This window comes from Pedobacter sp. UYP24, from assembly GCF_054057295.1.
Window position 1 is genome coordinate 719,962 of sequence record NZ_JBSRZD010000002.1, and the last position, 18,739, is coordinate 738,700.

21 protein-coding genes are annotated in these 18,739 nt (G+C 39.0%); 7 read left to right on the plus strand and 14 right to left on the minus strand.

Annotated features, from left to right (window positions below; all coding sequences use genetic code 11):
- Positions 1–117: 117 nt before the first annotated feature.
- The 4 genes from ACVWYN_RS07855 to ACVWYN_RS07870 all read right to left on the minus strand — a co-directional run bounded on the left by ACVWYN_RS07855 (position 118) and on the right by ACVWYN_RS07870 (position 3,298).
- Positions 118–1,539, minus strand: coding sequence for a Glu/Leu/Phe/Val family dehydrogenase (locus ACVWYN_RS07855; protein ID WP_457288285.1), 1,422 nt, complete (start codon positions 1,537–1,539; stop codon positions 118–120).
- 165 nt (positions 1,540–1,704) lie between these two features.
- The gene (locus tag ACVWYN_RS07860; protein ID WP_457288286.1) at positions 1,705–1,908 is read right to left on the minus strand and encodes a CcmD family protein; all 204 of its coding nucleotides are present in this window, start codon (positions 1,906–1,908) and stop codon (positions 1,705–1,707) included.
- A 9-nt stretch (positions 1,909–1,917) separates the two neighbouring features.
- On the minus strand, positions 1,918–2,568 hold the full coding sequence (ccsA, locus tag ACVWYN_RS07865) for a cytochrome c biogenesis protein CcsA (protein WP_457288287.1): 651 nt from the start codon (positions 2,566–2,568) through the stop codon (positions 1,918–1,920).
- Between the two features lie 67 nt (positions 2,569–2,635).
- Complete coding sequence (locus tag ACVWYN_RS07870; RefSeq protein ID WP_457288288.1) at positions 2,636–3,298, minus strand: heme exporter protein CcmB; 663 nt, start codon at positions 3,296–3,298, stop codon at positions 2,636–2,638.
- Between the two features lie 93 nt (positions 3,299–3,391).
- Between ACVWYN_RS07870 and ACVWYN_RS07875 the strand changes: the two genes are divergently transcribed.
- The gene (locus ACVWYN_RS07875; protein WP_457288289.1) at positions 3,392–3,877 is read left to right on the plus strand and encodes a methylated-DNA--[protein]-cysteine S-methyltransferase; all 486 of its coding nucleotides are present in this window, start codon (positions 3,392–3,394) and stop codon (positions 3,875–3,877) included.
- 2 nt (positions 3,878–3,879) lie between these two features.
- Positions 3,880–4,395, plus strand: a complete 516-nt coding sequence (locus ACVWYN_RS07880) for a DUF421 domain-containing protein (RefSeq protein ID WP_457288290.1) — start codon at positions 3,880–3,882, stop codon at positions 4,393–4,395.
- Here the strand turns inward: ACVWYN_RS07880 and ACVWYN_RS07885 are convergent.
- From ACVWYN_RS07885 to ACVWYN_RS07900, 4 genes are read right to left on the minus strand one after another with little or no spacing between them, the layout of a single operon-like run.
- A complete protein-coding gene (locus ACVWYN_RS07885; protein WP_457288291.1) occupies positions 4,392–4,787 on the minus strand; it encodes a hypothetical protein in 396 nt (131 codons plus the stop codon). The two genes, ACVWYN_RS07880 and ACVWYN_RS07885, sit on opposite strands and share 4 nt — an antisense overlap.
- Before the next feature lie 3 nt (positions 4,788–4,790).
- Entirely contained in the window at positions 4,791–5,126 is a 336-nt protein-coding gene (gene gldC, locus ACVWYN_RS07890) for a gliding motility protein GldC (RefSeq protein ID WP_457288292.1), read from the minus strand.
- A complete protein-coding gene (locus ACVWYN_RS07895) occupies positions 5,127–5,408 on the minus strand; it encodes a hypothetical protein (RefSeq protein WP_457288293.1) in 282 nt (93 codons plus the stop codon). It lies immediately after the preceding gene.
- Positions 5,409–5,417: 9 nt separating this feature from the next.
- On the minus strand, positions 5,418–6,740 hold the full coding sequence (locus ACVWYN_RS07900; protein ID WP_457288294.1) for a DEAD/DEAH box helicase: 1,323 nt from the start codon (positions 6,738–6,740) through the stop codon (positions 5,418–5,420).
- A gap of 196 nt (positions 6,741–6,936) precedes the next feature.
- Between ACVWYN_RS07900 and ACVWYN_RS07905 the strand changes: the two genes are divergently transcribed.
- From ACVWYN_RS07905 to ACVWYN_RS07920, 4 genes are read left to right on the plus strand one after another with little or no spacing between them, the layout of a single operon-like run.
- A complete protein-coding gene (locus ACVWYN_RS07905; protein WP_457288295.1) occupies positions 6,937–8,271 on the plus strand; it encodes a dihydroorotase in 1,335 nt (444 codons plus the stop codon).
- A complete protein-coding gene (locus ACVWYN_RS07910; protein WP_457288296.1) occupies positions 8,271–9,338 on the plus strand; it encodes a DUF3810 domain-containing protein in 1,068 nt (355 codons plus the stop codon). Before ACVWYN_RS07905 ends, ACVWYN_RS07910 begins: the two co-directional genes overlap by 1 nt.
- Positions 9,339–9,350: 12 nt before the next feature.
- Positions 9,351–11,210, plus strand: coding sequence for a Fe-S protein assembly chaperone HscA (hscA, locus tag ACVWYN_RS07915; protein WP_457288297.1), 1,860 nt, complete (start codon positions 9,351–9,353; stop codon positions 11,208–11,210).
- 2 nt (positions 11,211–11,212) lie between these two features.
- On the plus strand, positions 11,213–12,079 hold the full coding sequence (locus ACVWYN_RS07920; RefSeq protein ID WP_457288298.1) for a zinc dependent phospholipase C family protein: 867 nt from the start codon (positions 11,213–11,215) through the stop codon (positions 12,077–12,079).
- Here the strand turns inward: ACVWYN_RS07920 and ACVWYN_RS07925 are convergent.
- From ACVWYN_RS07925 to ACVWYN_RS07950, 6 genes are all read right to left on the minus strand, one after another.
- Positions 12,076–12,741: a DedA family protein gene (locus tag ACVWYN_RS07925; RefSeq protein WP_457288299.1), complete on the minus strand. Its 666-nt coding sequence runs from the start codon at positions 12,739–12,741 to the stop codon at positions 12,076–12,078. The two genes, ACVWYN_RS07920 and ACVWYN_RS07925, sit on opposite strands and share 4 nt — an antisense overlap.
- 73 nt (positions 12,742–12,814) lie before the next feature.
- Positions 12,815–13,468: a DUF4397 domain-containing protein gene (locus tag ACVWYN_RS07930; protein WP_457288300.1), complete on the minus strand. Its 654-nt coding sequence runs from the start codon at positions 13,466–13,468 to the stop codon at positions 12,815–12,817.
- Between the two features lie 90 nt (positions 13,469–13,558).
- Positions 13,559–14,683 (minus strand): DNA polymerase III subunit beta, encoded by a 1,125-nt coding sequence (gene dnaN, locus ACVWYN_RS07935; protein ID WP_457288301.1) that lies wholly within the window; start codon positions 14,681–14,683, stop codon positions 13,559–13,561.
- 34 nt (positions 14,684–14,717) lie between these two features.
- Positions 14,718–16,400: a gliding motility-associated ABC transporter substrate-binding protein GldG gene (gldG, locus tag ACVWYN_RS07940; protein WP_457288302.1), complete on the minus strand. Its 1,683-nt coding sequence runs from the start codon at positions 16,398–16,400 to the stop codon at positions 14,718–14,720.
- A complete protein-coding gene (gene gldF / locus ACVWYN_RS07945) occupies positions 16,394–17,122 on the minus strand; it encodes a gliding motility-associated ABC transporter permease subunit GldF (protein WP_457288303.1) in 729 nt (242 codons plus the stop codon). Before gldF ends, gldG begins: the two co-directional genes overlap by 7 nt.
- Before the next feature lie 8 nt (positions 17,123–17,130).
- Positions 17,131–17,646: a hypothetical protein gene (locus ACVWYN_RS07950; RefSeq protein WP_457288304.1), complete on the minus strand. Its 516-nt coding sequence runs from the start codon at positions 17,644–17,646 to the stop codon at positions 17,131–17,133.
- A gap of 180 nt (positions 17,647–17,826) precedes the next feature.
- Here ACVWYN_RS07950 and ACVWYN_RS07955 point away from each other — a divergent pair, with 180 nt between their 5' ends.
- Entirely contained in the window at positions 17,827–18,684 is an 858-nt protein-coding gene (locus ACVWYN_RS07955) for an SDR family oxidoreductase (RefSeq protein ID WP_457288305.1), read from the plus strand.
- The last annotated feature ends 55 nt before the right edge of the window (positions 18,685–18,739 follow it).

Sequence of the window (18,739 nt, forward strand, 5' to 3'; positions counted from 1 at the left end):
TTACTTCATATACGCTAATGAACGTTATCAGATTTGACCATGCCCTTTAATAGCAAAAGTTTGACATAAAAAAACCGCAACACCTCCATGTTGCGGTATAGAATCAACTTCAAAGAACTATGGCCAAACGCCAAGGTTCATATAGGAGACAGCTATTTTATCTATAGAACCAACAAAAGCTGCTGTTCTTAACGTATTTACACCTGGCTTATTTAACAGGTTTTCCCTAATTTCATGATAAGAATGAATCATAGTATCTTCCAAACCCGAATTTACCAGTTCCATTTCAGACGCACCCTTAACAATCATGAGCCTATTCTCTGCTGGAATTTTCTTACCTGTTAAGCCTTCTAAAACATTAATTAGATTAGCGTTAGAGTTTTCCGCATATCGACTCTCCATTCGACCAAAAGCAACGTGTGAGAGATTTTTCAACCATTCAAAATAGGATACAGTAACTCCACCAGCATTACAATACATATCCGGGATGATGATACCCCCCATTTCAGTAAATAATTCTTCAGCCTCTGGAGTAGTCGGTCCGTTAGCACCCTCTGCAATGATTTTTGCTTTAATATTTTTAATGTTATCTACCGTCAACTGATTCTCTAGAGCTGCTGGAACCAGAATATCGCATGGTTGCTCTAATCCCTCCATAGAATTTTTGAAATCCTTAGCTCCAGGAAACCCAAGTATCGAACCTGTATTTTTACGATGGGCAAAAACCTCATCCACATTTAAGCCGTTTTCATTATAGATCGCTCCTTCAAATTCGCAAAGCCCCACAATAGTAGCACCAAACTCGGTAAGGAATTTAGCAGAATGATACCCCACATTACCAAGCCCTTGGACTATAACACGCTTATCACCCAACCCGGCTTTTAAACCGATCTTATGCATATCCTCTGCAACATTAACGCATTCCTTTACAGCATAAGCAACTCCTCTCCCTGTTGCTTCTTTACGACCATGAATACCATGTAATGCAATCGGCTTTCCTGTAACACAGCCCAATGCATCTAACTGTCCCGGATTCATCGTCATGTAAGTATCTGCAATCCAACTCATCTCACGCTCTCCTGATCCATAATCTGGTGCAGGCACGTCGATACCCGGGCCAATAAAGTTCTTTTTGATCAATTCAGTTGTATAGCGACGGGTGATTGTTTCAAGCTCTGCTACCGAATAGTTCTTAGGATTGATACAGATACCACCTTTTGCACCGCCAAAAGGAACATTTACAATGGCACATTTATAGGTCATCAATGCAGCAAGGGCCATTACTTCATCCTCATTTACCATGTCACTATATCGGATACCACCTTTAGTCGGACTCATATGGTGTGAATGTTCTACCCTCCAGGCATCGATTACCTCAAAACCATTACCTCTGCGTATTGGAAATTGAAAACGATAAACGCTGTTACAAGTTTTTATTTGGTTTAATAATCCTTCTGGGTGTGAAGTAAACCTAGCTGCACTGTCAAAATTCTTGCATACGTCTGCAAAAAAATTGCTCTCATTTGCTGTATTAGCCATCAGTTGTTTTTTATGAATTGAAATAAGTTAATTATTTACAACAGCAAAATTGCACTAAAAATTATGACTATTGCAAATGCAAATGCACTTAGTGTAAGCAGCACACTACCTTATAAAACAACTAAAAATGGCGATTACGCGCTGCAAACTAACTTTTTAACACGACTATTTTTTTTCTAACTTTTTTAATCTTTTATCTAACGAAAACAGATAAGACAGTAATCCTACAAGAATTATCACGATGCAGACTACTACAACATATATTTTACCATTGCTACGCATGGCATCTGCCATCTCAATTCCACCATCCTGAGCAAATACACTAACAGAACTGATGATTAGCAAAAATGCCATTAATAACTTTTTCATTTTAAGATTCTATTTGTTTTCTAAAGAACGGATTCTAAACCTAATTGTATAAATCCAATATCCAATAATTGACCAGCCAATAAACGCCGGGTAAAGCACGGCACGCATTCTGCTATCAAGATCGTAACTATTAAATCCGGGGTTACCTCCATTACCGGGATGCAGCGAATCTGACAGCCTAGGCAATACCATAATAAGCACGACCATCATAGGAAAGGCAAAAATATTATATATCGCAGATATTTTTGCACGCTTTTGCTGCTCGTCTATCGAATTTCTAAGTACCAGATAGGCAAAGTATAATAAAATAGCTATGGCCGTGAAGTTCTGCTTAACATCGAAGCTCCAAAACTGACCCCAGGTAAACTTGGCCCAAATTGCACCTGTCACCAATCCTAAAATACTAAATACAATACCTACATTAACACTTTCAACGGCTTTAAGGTCATCTTCATCCTTCGAATTCAGCAGGTATTTAATACTATAAAACACTGAAATGGAAAACAGGGTGATCATCCCAAACCACATCGGTACGTGGAAGTATAAGTTTCTAATGGTCTCGTTTAAAATAGCCAATCTTGGAACTCCCAGAAGCAGTCCCCCTATAGTTGTATAGATCACCAACAAGGAACCTAAAATTTTCCACCAGCTTTTATACATTCCTATCTAATTTAATCTTGGGTAAAGGTAATGAGAAATTTAGTATGGCGTACTTAAAATTCATAGTTTAGTCCCTCCACAAGTAAGGAAATAACAGCAAAGAGGCACAAACAGTAATAACGTTAATGAATATCAAGATCCCAATTTCATCTAAACTAACTGACCTATCAAGCCCATCTATCGCATTCTTGGAAAGTTTAATCAGGATAATCATCACCGGAATTATCAATGGAAAACTTAATATAGCCATAAGCATACCTCCATTACCAGCCTTAGCTGCAATTGCCGATACCATAGTAAATATAGTCGAGAAACTTAAACTACCTAGTATAACAGACACATAAAACATGGGAAGGTCTGAAGGCACATAATCGAAAATAACAATATAGACTACTAAAGCAATGGAAGTTAACATTGTCATCAGCAAAATATTGTAAATGGTTTTAGATAAAATGATGGCTCCAGGACTCGCTAGCACATACTGATAAAGTTGTCTGCCTTTGCTTTCCTGAAGAAAACTTTTCGATACACCATTGATGGATGCAAATAGCATAATTATCCAAAACAGAGCATTCCAGGTTAACTTATGCTCTATACTTTTGAAAGATAAAAAACAAACAAAAATGGTGGATACTACGTACAATAGAATACTGTTAATTGCATATTTAGAACGCCATTCTAACATCACCTCTTTGTATAATAGATGCTTAACTTCCTTTACAAATTGCATAAGTAGCAAAGATATATTTTTACTAAATTAACCAACTGTAAAATTGTTGTATTGTTGTAATATTGTATTGATCAACATTGCAACCTATTAAAAATGACAGCTTCCTTCTGCACAATTATTGATACGCCTATTGGACCCATTAGCATCTTTGCAGACGAGTACTTTATAACGGAAATCACATTTAAAGAGGTTGATAAAAAGGGGTTACCAGAAAATAGCTTAACCAAACTGGCAGCTCAAGAGTTAGGTGCCTATTTTATAGGTCTTTTAAAATCATTTTCATTTCCAATGAAGCAAACGGGAACAGATTTTCAGCAGGAAGTTTGGATCAATCTAATGAACATCGCCTACGGAGATACAATGTCATATGCCAAATTTTCCGCACACAAGCCATTAGCTATTAGAGCCATAGCAGCTGCCAACGGCAAAAACAAATTAGCGATAGTCGTACCCTGCCACCGCGTAATTGGTAGCAATGGAAAACTTGTGGGGTATGCAGGCGGCTTATGGAGAAAGAAATGGCTATTGCAGCACGAAAGTGAAATCAACCACAAGGGACAAACTGAACTTAAATTCTAATTATGAATGCTTATCTGGATATTGCTTTAAGGAGCACAGCTGTTTATTTTTTTATGCTGGTAGCGATAAGGTTGTCGGGCAAAAAGGAACTTTCTCAATTAAATGCTACTGATGTAGTTTTGATTTTACTAATAAGCAATGCAGTTCAAAATGCAATGGTTGGCCAAAATACTTCACTTTTAGGTGGTATTGTGGCAGCGGCTATACTTTTCCTGCTGAATTACATTCTTAAAAAGACTCTTTTTAAAAATAGGTGGCTTCGTGAGTTGATCAACGATAAGCCGCAAATTTTGATACACAATGGCAAACTTGATTTTACACTTTTAAGCAAGCTGGGAATCACTAACGATGAACTCCATGAGTCTATGAGAGAGCATGGTATTGATCATTTTCTGGACGTAAAACTTGCCATGCTTGAGGTAGATGGAAATATCAGTATCATTGGCAAAGATGAGCATTTTAAAAATATACAGATCAAGAAAAAAAGAAAGCACAAAACATTGGGCAACACGAACTAGTTGACTTTTATTACACTAGGTTTTCTTACTGTAATTAATATAAATGCTCCTGCAACAATAACATACCAGCCCCATTTATATTTTATCAGACCAGCAGCAAGATTAACCAGATTCTTGAAATGAAGAAAACTAAATGAATCGTGGGTTTTTAAATAAATACCAAACAAAGTAATAAGCACCAAAATTATAGCTCCATATCCTGCAAACCTGATTAGTTCTTGCTTTTTCGAAAAAGCACCAATCAAACCCAGTATTACAAGAATGTAAAATCCAATGGCAAGCCTCATATCTACATCAAAGTAGTTCCAGTCGCCAATTACCGGAATGTGAATCAGCGGACTCACACCTCCAACCGCCATTATAGCAGCACCTATAATTCCTTGCGTTCTCATTAATTACCTTTGCGTATTGATCCCCATCTTATCCGCAAAATGAGCGCAGTAATCGCGCAAATCTTCAACGATAAGCTTTTCTCCTGTTGCTTTAAGGAAACTATCCCCCATAGTTTGCAGTGTTTCATAAAAAAACCTTTTCATTTCATCTACAGGCATGTCTTTAGTCCACAAATCAATACGCATCGAGTTCTTATAGTTATGGTCCCATAATGCAAGCATCATTGATTTAACAGGCACTTTTTCCTGTGTTTCTGCATCTGTTGATTCCCAAAGAAGATTTTCCGGAACATTGTTATCATCCAGTTCTACTGTAATTTTTATTTCTGCTGTTTTCATCTAACGGGTACTTGTTCTTATTATAAATATTAAAATGATCATAAAGACGATGAGCACACCTTCTATAATCCATAACTTTTTTATGCTGGGCACAAATTTTCTAAATATCTGATCGGAAATAAAAGCGATAATACCGGCAAGTATGCTTAAACCGGCCATCAAATCTACAATACCGCTTGATGCCGTACTATTTCCCAATTCTTTTTTATCATAAAGCAAAAGTATGGCAGCAGTTAAACACACTGCAGATACAATATTTAATGGGGTTAACTTTATCTTCAACTGATGCGCTTACTTTTTAAACTTCTTCTTTTTCCAGTTAGGTTGCTTATTTGTCTTATTCCTGGCTGCTTCGGCTATTGCTGCTGCATGTTTCTTTTCATGAAACGCTCCTTTAAAATCAGGATCTTCCTTACGCTTCTGATCGTCAATAGCCCTGTTTATAGCCTGTCTTTCCTCATAAGGAGTTTCTTCAACAAACACTTCCTCCGGCAAAGGTACAACAGGAATCTGCTGTCTAATTAACTTTTCTATTTTCTGAATGTAATATTTCTCAGCGTCGGTGCATAACGTTAAGGCATCACCTTTCGCAAAGGCTCTTCCTGTTCTTCCAATACGATGTACGTAATCTTCTATTACTATTGGCACATCAAAATTGATTACGTGACTCACTTCAGAGACATCTATTCCTCTTGAGGCCACATCTGTAGCTACCAACACCCTAATATTCCCCTCTTTAAAGCTATTTATGGAATTAATTCTTGTGTTTTGTCCTTTATTGGCATGTATTACTCTAACCGCTTCTGGACCAAATCGCCTCTCTATAAAGCTGAAGATATTATCTGCTACTGTCTTCGTTTTACAGAATATGATTAGTCTGGTAAATTCTTCAACATTCTTTAAAAGGTGCTGTAGCAAGTTAATTTTCGTCTTAAAGTTAGGGACGTAATATAAAGCCTGCGTTACTGAAGCAGCTGGAGTAGCTTGCTGTGCAACTTCTATTACAGTTGGGTTCTTTAAAAAGTCTCCAGCAATTTTCTGCACTAAATCGCTCATAGTTGCAGAAAACAGCAGGTTCTGTCGTTTTCTAGGCACTATTTCTAATATCCTGTGGATAGAACCTATAAAGCCCATATCCATCATCTTATCTGCTTCGTCCAAAACCAAGAATTTCAGATACTGGGTATTGATGTGATTAGCCAGATAAATATCTAAAAATCTGCCTGGAGTAGCTACAATGATATCCACACCTGCTTTAATTTGCTCAATCTGAGTTTTAGGTCCTAAGCCGCCGTAAACCACTACAGTTCTCAGATCAGTGTATTTGGCAAACATCTTAACATGTTCTGTAATTTGCATGGCCAACTCTCTGGTTGGCGCAAGTATCAATGCTCGCGGCGCATCGCCCTGCGCATATTTTAAATTCATTAAAATAGGCAACACGTATGCAGCTGTTTTACCGGTTCCGGTTTCTGCAATACCAAAAATATCCTGGCCAGACAATATAGGGGCAATTGCTTTCTCCTGTATAGGGGTTGCAACCGTAAATCCAGCATCTGCTATCGCATTTTGCAATTGTCGATTAAGATTAAACGCTTCAAATTCTTTTGGCATTTTGCAAAAATAGTCAAAATTTATTTAGTGCCATTTGGCTGAGTGAACAATACACTTTCCGACTATCAATACGATGCATTGCCAATAGTTACTCTTCTTTAAAAAAAATCTATATCGCATGTACAGAAGGAATATTTTTTCTAAGTTTGAACTATTTAACACAGCTTATTAAACAGCAGCAATATCCTGATCAACCATGAAAACCATCCTTATAAAATCGGCTTCAATTGTAAACGAAGGTAAAATCATTGTGGCCGACCTCTTCATTAGAGATGGTCTTATCTCCAAGATCGCACCTGTAATTGATCAACCAGCAGACCAGGAGATCAATGCGGAAGGTTTGCACCTGTTTCCTGGAATGATAGACGATCAGGTACACTTTCGTGAACCCGGTTTAACGCATAAGGCAGACATATTTACTGAAAGTATGGCTGCTGTAGCTGGAGGAATTACCTCCTTCATGGAAATGCCTAATACAGTTCCCAATACGTTAACACAAGAACTTTTGGCTGATAAGTACGCAATTGCGTCAGAAATGTCGCTAGCTAACTATTCCTTTTTTATGGGTGCTTCCAATAACAATCTTGATGAGGTCTTAAAAACTGATCCAAAACAAGTATGCGGCATTAAGGTATTTATGGGTTCTTCAACCGGCAATATGTTGGTAGATAATCAAACTGTATTGGAAAACATCTTTAAAGAAGCACCGATGCTGGTGGCTACGCATTGTGAGGATGAGAAAACCATTCAACAAAACCTGGCTCATTTTAAAGCACAATATGGCGATGCGTTAACACCAGCCATGCATCCGTTGATCAGAAGCGAAGAAGCCTGCTACATTTCCTCCTCTATGGCTGTTGAGTTGGCTAAAAAACACAATACAAGGCTGCATATCTTGCATATTTCTACGGCAAAAGAGGTTGGCCTATTTGATAATTCCATTCCGCTTAAAGACAAACGCATTACTGCCGAAGCTTGTATCCATCACCTTTGGTTTGATGATAGCGATTATGCGCAAAAAGGCAACTGGATAAAATGGAATCCTGCTGTTAAGACTGCCGCAGATAAAGCTAGCATTCTTGAAGGGGTGCTTGATGATCATATTGATATCATAGCCACTGATCATGCCCCACATACTATTGAAGAGAAAGAGCAGCCCTATATACAGGCTCCTTCAGGCGGACCACTTGTACAGCATGCCATCTCTGCACTGTTGGAAATGCACCATCAGGGAAAAATAACACTGGAAAAGATTGCTGAAAAAACTGCACACAATGTTGCGACTTGTTTTAATCTGGATAAAAGAGGCTTTATACGCGAAGGATACTGGGCAGATCTTATTCTTGTAAACCTGAACGATCCTTATAAGGTAACCAGACAAAATGTATTGTATAAATGCGGTTGGTCGCCTTTCGAAGGACAAACCTTCCGTGCTGAGGTTACACACACCATCGTATCCGGCAACCTGGCCTATGTGAAAGGAAAATTTACCACTAACGAGACAGGCAAGCGACTAACCTTCAACAGGTAATGAACAGAGCGTTCAGAAAGCCTTTAAAAAAGCTTATTTTTCTTTCTCTAATTGCGCTGTTCATTTTCCTTCTGGGTCTAAATGATCAGTTGGTAGAGTATTTATATTCAGACAGATTTTACCTCTTTACATCCATTTTACAGCGATTCATAAGCTCAATATTGCCTTTTGCCATAGGCGATTTTCTATACCTGGCACTGGTTATTTATGTGCTTCGAAAAGTATATATCTTCTTTAGAAAGCTCTTCAAAAACTATTTGAAGAAAACAGATCGGGTAATTATACCAATTAAGGTCACCAATTTCTCCTTGTTGCTCTATCTCGTTTTTAAACTGGCATGGGGACTAAACTACTCCAGGCCATCCGTTGCTCAGCAGCTGGGCATCACTAATGAAAAATACAATACTCAACAGCTGGTTAAACTTGGCGAGTTCTTTGTAAAACGCCTTAATCAATTACAAGGCGTTAAAAAAACCAGGTTCAACATCAGCGAACTGAGAGAAATTTCCAGTCAGGGTTATCATGATATGGAGCAGAAAAACTCATTTTTCGGTTACCACATCCCCTCAGTAAAACCTGTACTTAACAGCTGGGTGATCACCAAAATAGGCATAGAAGGTTATTACAATCCACTATCAGGAGAAGCTAACGTAAACATGCTGTTACCCTCCGTTGCACTTCCATTTGTTGTTTGCCATGAAATTGCCCACCAACTTGGTATAGGGCGGGAAGACGAAGCCAACCTGATCGGTTATCTGGTAGCCAATAATAGCAAAAACGACTATTTTCGATACGCGGCATCTTATGCCATGCTAAAGAGTATTCTTTTTGAAATCCGTGTAAAATCACCAGAAGATTATGAACGCATATACGCAACAGTGAACAAAGGAACGGTTAAGGATTTTGAAGCAGATCGCGACTTTTGGCGTAAATACAACAACGAGATGTTTGGTTATCTTGATGTGGCGTTTGACCGCTTTTTAAAGCTAAACAATCAGCAAAAAGGCACAGACAGCTATCAGGATATAGTACTTTGGCTTTACAATATCCATAAAAAAGATTTGTAAATTTGCCGCACTATGGCAAAAATATCCATTAACCTGGCAACAGGTTCTTTCCAACAAGAAGAAATTATTGTGGGCATAGACCTTGGGACTACCAATAGCTTGGTGGCTTTCATTAATCCTGAAAAAAACGCACAGGTAATCAATGATACAGGCAAAGGGTTACTGGTTCCTTCAGTTGTGCACTTTAATGAACAAGGTGATGCACTGGTAGGTAATGAAGCCAAGGAATTCTTAATAACAGACCCATCCAATACTATATTTTCCGTAAAACGTCTATTAGGCAGGTCTTATAAAGACCTGGCCAGCCATCAGGATGTATTTTCTTACAAGATCATCGATGATGAAAATGATTCGTTGGTTAAAATTAAGGCGGGCGACCGCTTCTATACTCCCATCGAATTGTCTGCAGAGATTTTAAAAGAGCTAAAGGCGCGTGCAGAACATGCACTTAAAACACCTGTGAACAGGGCTGTTATAACAGTACCGGCATATTTTAATGACAGTCAGCGGCAGGCAACCCGAGATGCTGGCAAACTTGCAGGCCTTGATGTTTTACGGATTGTAAATGAACCAACCGCAGCCAGTTTGGCTTACGGTATAGGGCTTGATCCAACACAACAAAAAACAATAGCAGTGTATGATCTTGGTGGTGGCACATTTGATGTGTCCATTTTATCCATCCAAAACGGAATATTTGAAGTGCTTTCTACCAACGGGAATACCTTCCTTGGAGGCGATGATTTTGATCGTGCTATTGTACATTACTGGGTAGAGAAAAACAACATACAACAAGATCAGTTCAATGCTGATCCAGGCCTGATGCAGTCACTACGATTAAAAGCCGAGGAGGCCAAGAAAGCTTTAAGTACTCAGAACCTGTTTAATGAAAAAATAGGTGAGATCTGGTGTACCCTTGATAAACAAACATTTGAAAACCTGATTGCTGCTAAAGTAGCCGAAACTATTGAAGCCTGTAAAAATGCATTAAGTGATGCAAAGCTAGATATTACAGCTATTGATGAAGTGATCATGGTTGGCGGCTCCACCCGTACGCCATTTGTAAAACAGCAGGTAGAAGCATTCTTTGGTCGCAAACCACATGACCAGATCAACCCAGATGAAGTAGTTGCACTCGGTGCTGCCATCCAGGCCGACATCCTTGCTGGAAACCGCTCTGATATCCTATTGTTAGACGTTACCCCATTATCGTTAGGGATTGAAACCATCGGTGGACTGATGGATGTGATCATTCCACGAAATGCTAAAGTACCAACAAAGGCCGGAAGACAGTACACGACCTCTTTGGATGGCCAGGTTAACATGAAAATCTCTGTTTTTCAGGGAGAGCGTGATCTGGTATCTGAAAACAGGAAACTGGCAGAGTTTGAACTGAGGGGTATCCCCGCAATGCCCGCTGGCTTACCTAAGGTAGATATCAATTTCTTATTGAATGCCGATGGCATATTAACCGTTCAGGCCATTGAACTGCGATCGGGAGTAAAACAAGAAATAGATGTAAAACCAAGCTACGGACTAACAGACGACACAATCGAAAAAATGCTGATCGATAGCATCACCCATGCCAAAAGCGATGTAGAACAACGTATGCTCATAGAAGCCAGAAGCGAAGGAGAACAATTGGTTTATACCGCAGAGCGATTCTTAAATAAGCATGGAGAATTCTTAACCAAAGAAGAAATCACTGAAACCAACCAACATATCGAGGCACTTAAAACTGCCTTGTTAACTGCCATTAAAGATGATATTCTTAAAAAAGCCGATGAGCTTAATGAGTTTACCAGACCCTTTGCAGAGCGCGTAATGGATGTTGCGGTATCATCAGCCATGAAGGGAAAAAGCATAGATAAATAAACTTGAAACACTTTATTATTTCTGCATTTCTTATCTCCATTCTTGCTACCTGTTCTTCCTGGGGGTTCTTTGCCCATCAGGAAATCAACCGCCTTGCTGTCTTTACGCTTCCAAATGGCCTCATCCGTTTTTACAAAGCCAATATTGATTATTTAGCAGCGCATGCGGTAGACCCGGATAAAAGAAGGTATGCAGATACTGCCGAAGCGGCCAGGCATTACCTTGATGTGGAGCGCTACGAAAAAGACATAGATAGTATCCCAGAAAAATGGGACAAAGCCATTGAGAAATACGGAACAACCAAACTAAATAGCAATGGAATACTTCCATGGCAAATTCTAAAGAGCTATTATAAACTGGTCCAAGCTTTTAAAGACCGTGATTCTGCTAAAATACTAATCTATTCTGCCTATCTGGGCCATTACCTTGCCGATGCCCATGTACCTCTGCATACTACGGAAAACCACAATGGACAACTAACTGGTCAAACAGGTATCCATGCTTTTTGGGAGAGCAGGCTTCCTGAACTTTTTTCAAAGGAGTATAACTATGCCGTAGGCAAAGCAGTTTATATAGACCAACCCTTAAAGCAGTCGTGGGCCATTGTTAAACACACCCATGGTTTGGTAGATTCAGTTCTAAGCTGCGAAAAGGAGGTAAGTATGGAATTCCGCGCACATCAGAAGTCGGATTTCTCCAAACGGAAAAACCAATTGCTAAAGCAGTATTCCAAAGCGTACTCAAGAGCCTACCATACTAAAATGAATGCAATGGTAGAGCGACAAATGCGCGGTTCTATTCTACAAATAGGAAGTTATTGGTATTCTGCATGGGTAGATGCAGGTCAGCCTCTCTTGGAAGGTTTTTAGTTATTCTCTTCCATAATTTCTTTTTTCACAAACTTTGATCTCAAAGCTGCAAAAATAGCAGGAAGGAAAGTCACCAAAGCAATTACCACAATTACAACATCGAAGTTCTTTTTAACAATTGGGATTTGACCAAGCAGATAACCAGCCATCAATAAACTTGTTATCCAGGCTACTCCACCAATAACGTTAAACAAGGTAAACCTGCCGAAAGGCATCTTGGCTACACCTGCAACAAATGGCGCTATAGTCCTGAAAATTGGTAAAAAGCGACTAAATATGATTGCTTTACCACCATGTTTTTCAAAGAACATGTGCGATTGATGATAGTATTCCAGTTTCAATATCTTATTCTTCTCCTTAAATACCGTTACCCCCAGCAAACTACCAAGTTTATAGTTTAAAGAATTGCCAAGTATAGCAGCAATCATCAGCATAAACAGCATAATCCAAATGCTTAAACCTGTATTCCCTCCTGCAATTAAAGTTCCCATGGCGAAGAGTAAAGAATCGCCAGGTAAGAAAGGAGTTACCACAAAACCAGTTTCAGCAAAAATGATTAAAAAGAGAATAGCGTATGTCCAGCCCTGATAGTCTCTAATGATTTCCTCAAGGTGTTTATCGATGTGTAAAAGAAAGTCTAGGAGAAAGTTTAAAAATTCCAAATTTTATAGATTAAGCCCAAAAATAGAAATATCATGGCAATAAGCATGGTATTTTATGTCACAGGCGGTAAAATTAATTTTGAATAAGCGTGAAAGCATAAAGTTCAGTTGCTGCAGAACCGGTAAGTACGATAGTGTATATCTTTCCAGCTTGTACGTTGACGCTAATTTCAGGAGCAGTAGTTACCCCTGTAGCGGCTGGCTGGAATTTTGTACCAGGCGCTACCTCAAAATAAGCAGATGCGCTTCCAAAAACCAAAGCAGGGAATAATTCTGCACCATTAACCGCACTAACCCTTAAAGAGTTGTTTAAAGAGTTATTCAAATGCACAAATCTAACTCTTGCCTTTCCTGCAGCAGGTGCAGTCATGTCATCTTTAATGGCCCCCGCCACCAATGTTCCAGATAGGTTTTTATAATAGTACACGCTAGAGTTGGTGCCAATGTCTGTACCGTAGCTAATAATGGCATTAGAAACTAAAGTTCCTCCATCAGCAAAAGCAATCAGGTTAATGCCTGAAATCACTTTCGTGTAGGCCGTACTTTGGGCGTATCCAAGGCCCACAAGAGTTACCTGGTTATTGTTTACATACACATCCTGGCCTACAGAGCCTGGAACCGCATTAACAAATCTTAACTGTGCTTCACCTACAGGTGTATCATCTTTTTTAACACAACCAGACACTAAGATTAAAAGGCCAAGGCTTAAAAAAAGGATTCTTTTCATGATTCTTATTTAAATAGCAATAAAATAATACGCAAAAATAACAATGGCCTGGTTAACAACCAAGCCATTATAATACGTATAAATGTTAAATTAATTGTAATTGTTAAGCATTACTGGCATAACCAGCATCAGTACATCCTCATTCTCATCATTTGTCTGAGGAATTAGAAGACCTGCGCGGTTAGGTGTAGACAGCTCTAAAGTCACTTCTTCACCGCTTAAATTGCTCAGCATTTCTATTAAGAAACGTGCATTAAAGCCAATTTCAAGATCTTCACCTTCGTATTGGCAACTTAAACGCTCATGCGCTTCATTGGCAAAATCAAGATCTTCAGAGGAGATGTTCAATTCGCTACCATTGATTTTTAAACGAACCTGATGGGTTGTCTTATTGGCAAATATAACTACCCTTCTTAAAGTATTCAAAAATAAAGCCCTGTCAATAACCAGTTTATTGGGATTGTTAGCAGGAATAACTGCTTCGTAGTCAGGATAACGTTCATCTATCAGGCGACAAACCAGGTTAATGTTCTCAAATTTAAAGAAAGCACTAGTTGCATTGTAATCAATAGATACATTTACATCAGATGATGGAAGTGCTGCTTTTAATAACGTTAACGCTTTCTTTGGAAGGATAAAAGTTGAAGTCTTGTCTGCCTTGCTATCCAGACGTCTGTATCTTACCAATTTATGAGCATCGGTAGCAACAAAAGTAATGTGCTGATCAGAAAGCTGACAAAATACACCTGTCATTGCCGGGCGAAGTTCATCATTACTTACTGCAAAAATGGTTTTTGTAATGGCCTCTATTAATACAGAAGCCGGAAGGTTTACAGATGATGCATTTTCAACCACAGGTATCTTAGGGAAATCATCACCATTCTCTCCGCTTAATTTATATTTTCCATCACCTGCGCTAATTTCAATGGAAAAAGAAGCATCATCTATATTGAAAGAGACGGGCTGATCAGGAAGTGTTTTTAAGGTATCTAATAATATCCTTGCAGGCACAGCAACTTTACCACCCTCTTTAGATTCAACTGGTAAAGAAGTAGTCATGCTGGTCTGTAGATCTGTTGCCGAAATAGTTAAATTTCCGTCTTTAATCTCAAAGAGAAAGTTCTCCAGAATAGGCAAAACAGTACTGCTGCTTGAAGCACCATTTACAGTCTGCAAGTGTTTTAATAACGTTGATGTGGAAACAATAAATCTCATAGTTTGCTCTAGTCAGTTCTCAAAAATAGAAAAATTACCTTGCATACTTATGCTTGCGGTAATAATGTTGAAAAATCGCAAACAATATCAACATTGCTAGCGGAGTACCAATATTAATCAATTGCCATTGCAATTTTTCAGTTCTTAACTTTGCTTTATCCAGCAACCGGATTTTCACTTCTTTATTGCGCAAAACAATCAGATTATTGTCGTTAGCCAGGTAGTCTGCAAGATTCAGCAATAAGGATTTGTTTCCAAAAGTACGCTGTGAATATCGATCATAACCCAATGGAAAGACCGAACCGTCCTTACTGCTCACCTGATTTTTGAATATATCTCCATCTCCTATCACCACCATTTTACCCGGCTTGCTTTGTGCAGGAAGGGCATAGGGTTCTGTAATACCTGCAGGCACAGCCCTGTTAAGGAATACCGAAGGAAAACTACCTTCTATCAATACGCCTGCAACAAGTGGAACGCTTGCATAATCACGAGGGTCTGGTTGTTCTGAAACCATTTGCAACGACAGTAGTTTTGGCGTATTGTGTATCTTATTAAAGCCTGACGTATGTAATATTACCGTTTTTTTTAATCCCCGTACACCAATAGTATCCACGGTACTAACAAACTCCGATCTTACTCCATCTATGTTCTTTACAATCGTATTACTTGTATCCGGGATCAATAAAGGGTAATATACCCATGGGGCCATCTGGATCTGCCCTTGTGCACCGCCAGTACTTAAAGGAATCTCCGCACAATTGGCATCGGCTATCAGGTTATAATTTATCCTGGCACCATACATAAAAAGCATATCATCCAGGTTTAATTTCTTATTAAAAGCCAATTGCTCGCCTTTATTGCTCATGCTATCCAACTCTGCACTTACCTGATCAATGCTCCAGAGCACCCTGCCCCCATTCATTACAAAATAGTTCAGCTTATACTTTTCAGCCTCTGTAAATTCCCGCTGAGGCTTTGCAACAACAATCAGGTTTAAATTGTCCAATCCGCTTTTATTAATCACATCCAGGTTTACCCTGCCTATTTCGTAGGTATCAGCCAGGGTATTGATGGCATCACTAAGCTGTGCATCATTCAGCTCACCATTACCTTCTGTAAATCCGATACGTGGGTGCAACCCAGTAAGCACTTTTTGCACTGCAGCTGTAAAACTGTATTCCAGGTTCTCTATCGCACTATTAATCCGCTCCTCGTAGCTCAACCCAGGATCAAGATTTTGCAGTAACTTAACAGGAAAACCCAATCCATCACCCTCTACAAGCGCCATTGGGAACAAAGTTTTCTGTGCAAAACCATTGTCGTTCTTAATATCTATTGTAGTGGGATCAATCCCGAGTTTGTGCAAATGACTAAGCGTGCTATCCAGTTGGGCGCCTGATAAACCCGCTATCGGATCAACAAAATTCACCTTAATATTACTGCCCGCATAACCCTTATAATCGTTCAACAAATCAAATGTTGCATTTCTTAACCGTTTAAAAGCCGCAGGTAAATCCCCATCCAAAAACACAGTTATCGAAACTGGCTTTCGTGCATTCTTTAATAAAGAACGGGTTGCCGGGTTAAGTGTAAACCTTTTATCTTTTGTAAAATCTATCCTTGCATAAAAGTACTGTGCAAAAACATTGATCAAAATGATACCTATCAAAAGTCCAAAACCGTTAATTAGTTTCCTATTGCCAGACTTTACCATTTCCTACCTCCCAAAACCCACCTGGTTAATGCTAAAAAGAAAATCACAAAGGAGATAAAGTATACCAGATCTCGCGTATCCAACACCCCCCTGCTTATAGATTGGTAATGCTCATTAACACTTAAGCTTAACAATAAGCCTTCAAATGATCTTAGTCCGAATATCCTGCTCATGGCATCAAATCCATTATAAGCTATAAAGCATATAAATACAGAAACCGCAAAGGCGATAACTTGATTTTTAGTAACGGATGAAGCAAAAATACCTACCGCAGTAAAGGCAGCGCTCAATAGTAATAAACCAATATAAGAGCCTATCACAGCGCCAGTATCTACATTTCCTACCGGTAAGGCCAGCTTATAAATTGAAATATAATACACCAATGTTGGCAGCAACGAAAAGATGACCAGTACATAGCACGAAAAATATTTAGCCAGAATAATTTCCAAGTCGCTCAATGGCCTGGTGGCCAACAATACATAAGTACCTTCCCTTCTTTCTTCAGCAAAAGAACGCATGGTTAATGCGGGAATAAGGAAAAGGAACAAGAAAGGGGCAAGATTAAAGAAGCCCGATAACTCTGCATAACCGTAATCCAATATAGCCGTATCAGGAAAGAACCAAAGTAGCAATCCAGAAGCCAATAAAAAAACACCGATGGTGATATAAGCCATCAGCGAGTTCTGCAAGCTAAACAGTTCTCTTTTAAATACTGCGTACATCTATTAAATTAAAAATTGTAACCAGCCCTTAGTCCTATGAATGATCTGGCGCCACTACTTCTGGACCAACCCTCATACCTTACTCCCAAATCAATACTACCTTTATTACTTACTGGAAATTCTACACCCAATGTTGGCGCATAGGCGAAAGAAGTGCCACTGCCCGAGCCATTTGCAGAAGAAAAAGAAACGCCTGCCTCCCCGCCTCCATAAATATATTCACTAAAGAAATACCGTAATCCCACTTTTATAGGCACAAAACTTTCCCTGTATTTTACATTAAGAAATTCACCATCTCCATTAAATCTTAAATAAGCAACACTAAATGTATAATTAAGGCTTTTAGTGATGCCATTTTGGTAAACAATGGAAGGACCTGTTCCGTAATTGGCATGGTTACCAAAGTTGCTTTGCGGAAATGCGAAATCAAACCCGATACCCAATACAGGGCCACTTTTTTGTGCTTGGGCTGCAAATGATCCTAAAAGGCAAAACAGAACTAATGGCACTAAATATTTCTTCATTTAAAAAGGTATTATTAATGTTCAGCGATATTAGGAAATATAAGTGAGCGAAGCAATTATTCCGTTAACCACTCGTTGCCTTTCTTTAAAACACTTGATAAAAGTCAAGGATTTTCTTACTAAAAATCAATGTGCATCTCTTACTGACGAGGTAATTTTGACTAATCAAAAAAACATAAAATGTCAAAAACAATTTTTATAACAGGAACAAGTACAGGTTTTGGTAGGTTAACATCTATTACCTTGGCAAATGCAGGTCATACCGTTATTGCTGGTATGCGGGGAACAAATGGCAAAAATAAGGCGGCAGCTCAGGAACTGTCCGCACTGCCAAACATCGAAGTAGTTGAGGTGGATATTACAGATGACCAATCGGTAAAAACGGCTTTCGAATATACGTTAATCAAATACAGTCATATCGACGTGCTAATAAATAATGCAGCTGTTTCAGGCTACGGTGTGCTGGAAGGTTACTCACTTGATCAGATCAGGCAAATGTTTGAAGTGAACTTTTTCGGAACCCTCCGCACGATCTTCGCTGTACTGCCCGGTATGCGGGCGGCTAAAAACGGATTGATTATTAATATAACATCAGGTGCAAGCGGTCATACTTTACCATTCATGATTCCGTACCTGGCTTCAAAATTTGGTGTAGAAAGTATCACTGAAGGTCTGCAGGATGAACTTGCACAATACAATATTGAAAACGTGAGCATCCAGCCAGGGGTATATCCAACTGAAATGAATACAGGTGTAAAATCCGGTGTAAATGCTGACAAGCCGGATATTATAGCAGAATATGGGGAGACATCGGCTAAACATTTCGAAGCGATGGGTACTGCGTTGTTCAGTAAGATGGCAGAATTTAAAATGGATCCGCAAACCATTGCCGATGGAATCTTAAAGCTTGTCGAAATGGAAAAAGGCAGCCGTCCACTGCGTTTCCCGCTAGACGCTGTCGCTCAAGGCACTGATCAGGAATTTATCGATGCCCGTGCTGCCATTAAAACTAAATGGCTGGCTAAATACAGTGCATAGTTTCATTATAAAATATAGCTTTTGTTAAGCAAATATCCCTAAATAAAGGGATATT

What these genes read in the sequence shown, in the direction of transcription:
- ACVWYN_RS07875 (WP_457288289.1), top strand. Translation starts at nt 3,392, where the DNA reads ATGACAGCTTCCTTCTGCACAATTATTGATACGCCTATTGGACCCATT.
- ACVWYN_RS07860 (WP_457288286.1), bottom strand. Translation starts at nt 1,908, where the DNA reads ATGAAAAAGTTATTAATGGCATTTTTGCTAATCATCAGTTCTGTTAGT.
- ACVWYN_RS07855 (WP_457288285.1), bottom strand. Translation starts at nt 1,539, where the DNA reads ATGGCTAATACAGCAAATGAGAGCAATTTTTTTGCAGACGTATGCAAG.
- gldF (WP_457288303.1), bottom strand. Translation starts at nt 17,122, where the DNA reads ATGTACGCAGTATTTAAAAGAGAACTGTTTAGCTTGCAGAACTCGCTG.
- ccsA (WP_457288287.1), bottom strand. Translation starts at nt 2,568, where the DNA reads ATGTATAAAAGCTGGTGGAAAATTTTAGGTTCCTTGTTGGTGATCTAT.
- ACVWYN_RS07910 (WP_457288296.1), top strand. Translation starts at nt 8,271, where the DNA reads ATGAACAGAGCGTTCAGAAAGCCTTTAAAAAAGCTTATTTTTCTTTCT.
- ACVWYN_RS07955 (WP_457288305.1), top strand. Translation starts at nt 17,827, where the DNA reads ATGTCAAAAACAATTTTTATAACAGGAACAAGTACAGGTTTTGGTAGG.
- ACVWYN_RS07870 (WP_457288288.1), bottom strand. Translation starts at nt 3,298, where the DNA reads ATGCAATTTGTAAAGGAAGTTAAGCATCTATTATACAAAGAGGTGATG.
- ACVWYN_RS07950 (WP_457288304.1), bottom strand. Translation starts at nt 17,646, where the DNA reads ATGAAGAAATATTTAGTGCCATTAGTTCTGTTTTGCCTTTTAGGATCA.
- ACVWYN_RS07885 (WP_457288291.1), bottom strand. Translation starts at nt 4,787, where the DNA reads ATGAGAACGCAAGGAATTATAGGTGCTGCTATAATGGCGGTTGGAGGT.
- ACVWYN_RS07905 (WP_457288295.1), top strand. Translation starts at nt 6,937, where the DNA reads ATGAAAACCATCCTTATAAAATCGGCTTCAATTGTAAACGAAGGTAAA.
- dnaN (WP_457288301.1), bottom strand. Translation starts at nt 14,683, where the DNA reads ATGAGATTTATTGTTTCCACATCAACGTTATTAAAACACTTGCAGACT.
- ACVWYN_RS07880 (WP_457288290.1), top strand. Translation starts at nt 3,880, where the DNA reads ATGAATGCTTATCTGGATATTGCTTTAAGGAGCACAGCTGTTTATTTT.
- gldC (WP_457288292.1), bottom strand. Translation starts at nt 5,126, where the DNA reads ATGAAAACAGCAGAAATAAAAATTACAGTAGAACTGGATGATAACAAT.
- ACVWYN_RS07900 (WP_457288294.1), bottom strand. Translation starts at nt 6,740, where the DNA reads ATGCCAAAAGAATTTGAAGCGTTTAATCTTAATCGACAATTGCAAAAT.
- ACVWYN_RS07930 (WP_457288300.1), bottom strand. Translation starts at nt 13,468, where the DNA reads ATGAAAAGAATCCTTTTTTTAAGCCTTGGCCTTTTAATCTTAGTGTCT.
- gldG (WP_457288302.1), bottom strand. Translation starts at nt 16,400, where the DNA reads ATGGTAAAGTCTGGCAATAGGAAACTAATTAACGGTTTTGGACTTTTG.
- hscA (WP_457288297.1), top strand. Translation starts at nt 9,351, where the DNA reads ATGGCAAAAATATCCATTAACCTGGCAACAGGTTCTTTCCAACAAGAA.